Origin of the sequence: Kitasatospora sp. NPDC089913 (genome assembly GCF_044748625.1) — a bacterium.
Classification (GTDB): Bacteria; Actinomycetota; Actinomycetes; order Streptomycetales; family Streptomycetaceae; genus Kitasatospora.
This window is the reverse complement of sequence record NZ_JBIVGI010000024.1, coordinates 822-4,447: the sequence shown is the minus strand read 5'-3', so window position 1 is coordinate 4,447 and position 3,626 is coordinate 822. Positions and strand designations below refer to the sequence as shown.

Annotated in this window: 2 protein-coding genes; both read left to right on the top strand. The window is 72.8% G+C overall.

Annotation, left to right across the window (positions count from 1 at the left end; translation table 11 throughout):
- Nucleotides 1–255: 255 nt before the first annotated feature.
- Entirely contained in the window at nt 256–966 is a 711-nt protein-coding gene (locus ACIPYS_RS29480) for a hypothetical protein (RefSeq protein ID WP_400751695.1), read from the top strand.
- Nucleotides 967–2,056: 1,090 nt separating this feature from the next.
- Nucleotides 2,057–3,626 (top strand): chitinase (locus ACIPYS_RS29475; RefSeq protein ID WP_400751692.1); only part of this gene is annotated, 1,570 nt, incomplete at its 3' end.

The following is a 3,626-nucleotide window of genomic DNA, read 5'->3' as shown; positions in this document are numbered from 1 at the left end:
TTACGGTGTCGTGTGGGGGCGGCGGGGGGGGGGGGGGGGGGGGGGGGGGGGGGGGGGGGGGGGGGGGGGGGGCGCCCCCCCCCCGCGGCGGCTTCCGGCCTCCGACTCCCCTCCCCTCCCCTCCCCTCCCCTCCCCTCCGGCTTCCGTTGCCGGCGAGAGCGAGAGCGAGGGACGGGCGAGGGACGGGCACGGGGCGTCGATCCCGGGCCGGAGAGATCTTCCCTTGAGCGGCGCGAACATGACAGTGTGACGGCATGCGCACTCGCCTTCTCGCCGCCACCCTCACGGCATTCGCCGCGGTGAGCCTCGCCGCGTGCTCCAGCTCCGGCTCGGGCTCCGGCACCACCGCCGCCGGCACCACGGCCCCCGCCTCCCCCGGCGTGTCGGCCACCGCGACCGATTCCGGACCCGCCCCGGGAGCCACCGACGCGCCCGGCACGGGAGGCGCCGGCACGACCGGCAGCACCGCCGGCTCCACCCCCGGCGGGACGGCCGGGAGCTCGGCCGGTACGACCGCCGGAACGAGCACCGGAACGACCGGGTCCGCGACCGCGAACCCGCCCGCCCCGGCCGCCACCGGACCCGCCCCGGCCACCGGTGCCCCCGCCGACTCCCCGGCCCCGGCGGGCACCGACAAGCCGCCGGCCGATCCCCCGGCCGTGCCGAAGCCGGCCCCGCCCACCGACGCGGGGCTGCCCGGCAAACCCGCCGCCGACGTCACGGCGCAGCTGGTCGCCGCCCTGGACGCGATCGATCCGGCGATCGTCGGTGGCAAGGCCGAGCAGGCCGTCGACCGGGCCCGCAACCAGTGCCAGGCGATGTACCAGTTCCCGAAGGACCGGGCCAAGTTGATCGACCTGGCGAACCAGCGCTTCACGGATCCCGCCCACCCTCAGGGTTTCGGGGCCGAGAAGTCGGAAAAAATCCTCGACGCGCTGCGAACCGTTCTCTGCCCGTCGGTCTGAACCAGGCCCGACGGACCCCGATCGGCCCGGTGTCCTGAGCGCCGGGCCCGCCGTGGCCGCGCGCGACGACCACCCGCGCGCCCACGGCACACACCTGCCACCGGCTCAGACGCAGCTCCAGGCGGTGTCCTTGTCGTCGGACGAGACGAAGTGGTCCATGGCTCCTCCTTTCCAGGGGTAGACGCGTACGGGCACGGGCGTCGACGGCGGGCGCGCCGGCGGACCGGCACACCCGCGGACGGACGCGTACAGGCGGAACGGACAACGGGACGGTGGACGCACCGCGCGCGCCGACCGGTGCCCCGACGGACCGGAAAGCGTCCCTGGCGGGCACCGGTACGGGCCGACGTCACCACGAGCCGACGTCACCACGAGCCGACGTCACCACGGGCGGACGTCACGACGCGGAGGCGTCACAACACGGAGGCGCCACAACACCGAGGCGTCACAGCTGAGAGCGTCACGGTGCGGGGGCACCGCGGCGCGAAAGGTGTTCGGGCCCGCCGACGGAGAGGGCGGCGGACGAGCGGCGAGGCGAACGGACACGGTCCGGCCACCGGCCGCCGGAGGCGGCGGGCGGGGACCCGGGAGCCGAGGACTCACGCCTGCGGGCGGCAGCCGCCCTCTCTGTCGAGCTTCCAGTCGAGGTCTCGCATGACTCCGATGATGTCCGAGCGTCCGCACCGGTCACAACCGGATTGTTCGACGGTTGACCGATCCTCAGCCAACCTCACCCCTTCGCCGACGAACTGTTAGGACTCTTGACAGACGAGTGGTCTAGTCCAACCATAGGCATGTCGATCCGACCGGGATGCACTGTGGGGGTGTGACCACCGGCGGCTGAGGCGCTGTCCTGCCCTGCTCCGCTCCGCCCCCAGGCCCCGTCACGGCCCCTGCCCGCGTCCGCGCGCGCCGCCCGCCGTGCCCTGCGTCCTTGGGGTTTGCACACCCCCGAGCACCGCCCCGCCGTACGGCCGAAAAGCTCCTCTCCCGGCCCGGCACGCCCACCCCGCGCGTCCACCGAGGACGCCGCGGCACAGTCCCGCACGCTTCACCAACGTCCTGCCCCACCACGTCTGTTGGAGAAACAATGCGTCTACCCAGATCACTTCGGGCCGCCCTGACGGCCTGCGTCACGCTCGTCGCGTCGGCCGGCCTGGTCGCCGGCGCGACGACGGCGGGCGCGGCGCCGACCGGCCCGGCCACCGCCGAGGCCGCAGCGGCGACCCCGCTCCCCACCCGGGTGTTCGCCCCCTACTTCGAGTCCTGGACCGGCGAGAGCCCCGCCACGCTGGCCGCGCAGTCCGGCGCCAAGTACCTGACGATGGCGTTCCTGCAGACCGCCACCAAGGGCTCCTGCACCCCGTACTGGAACGGCGACACCTCGCTGCCCGTCGCGCAGTCCTCGTTCGGCGCCGACTTCGCCAAGATCCGTGCCAACGGCGGCGACGTCATCCCGTCGTTCGGCGGCTACACCGCCGACACCACCGGCACCGAACTGGCCGACAGCTGCACCGATGTCAACCAGATCGCCGCCGCCTACGAGAACCTCATCACCACGTACGACATCAGCCGGATCGACCTCGACATCGAGGTCGACTCGCTGGACAACTCGGCCGGTGTCGACCGCCGCAACAAGGCGATCAAGCTGGTCCAGGACTGGGCCGCCACCAACGGCCGGAAGATCCAGTTCTCCTACACGCTGCCGACCACCACCAGCGGCCTCGCCGCCAGCGGGCTCGCGGTGCTGAAGAACGCCGTCACCAACAACGCCAAGATCGACGTCGTCAACATGATGACGTTCGACTACTACGACAACGCCGCGCACGACATGGCGGCCGACACCCAGACCTCCGCCAACGGTCTGTACAATCAGCTGGCGAAGCTCTACCCGACCAAGACCCCCGCGCAGCTGTGGGGTTCGATCGGCATCACCGAGATGATCGGCGTCGACGACTTCGGCCCGGCCGAGACCTTCACGCTCGCCAACGCCAACACCGTCTACAACTGGGCGGTCTCGAAGGGCATCAACACGCTGTCCTTCTGGGCGCTGCAGCGCGACAACGGCAGCTGCGCGGGCGCCGCCGCCCGTGACGACTGCTCCGGGATCGCCCAGAACACCTGGGACTTCACCAAGATCTTCGCGCCGTTCACCAGCAACACCCAGCCGGTGAACGACTTCTCGGTCGGCGTGACCCCCAACTCGGGCACCGTCGTGGCCGGTTCGTCGGCGACGGCGACCGTCAGCACCGCCGTGGTCTCCGGTTCGGCGCAGAACGTCGCCCTCACCGTCAGCGGCGCCCCGGCCGGCGTCACCGCCACCGTCAACCCCGGTAGCGTCACCGCCGGCTCCTCGGCGACGCTGACCGTCGCCACCACCGCCGCCACCACCCCGGGCACCTACCCGCTCACGGTGACCGGCACCGCCGCCTCCGGCAGCCACACCGCCACCTACACGCTGAAGGTGACGAGCACCCAGCCCGGCAACGACTTCTCGGTCGGCGTGAGCCCCGCCGCCGGTTCGGTCACCGCCGGTTCCTCGGCGACCGCGACCGTCGGCACCACCGTGGTCTCCGGTTCGGCGCAGAACGTCGCCCTCACCGTCAGCGGCGCCCCGGCCGGCGTCACCGCCACCGTCAACCCCGGTAGCGTCACCGCCG

What these genes read in the sequence shown, in the direction of transcription:
- ACIPYS_RS29480 (WP_400751695.1), top strand. Translation starts at nt 256, where the DNA reads ATGCGCACTCGCCTTCTCGCCGCCACCCTCACGGCATTCGCCGCGGTG.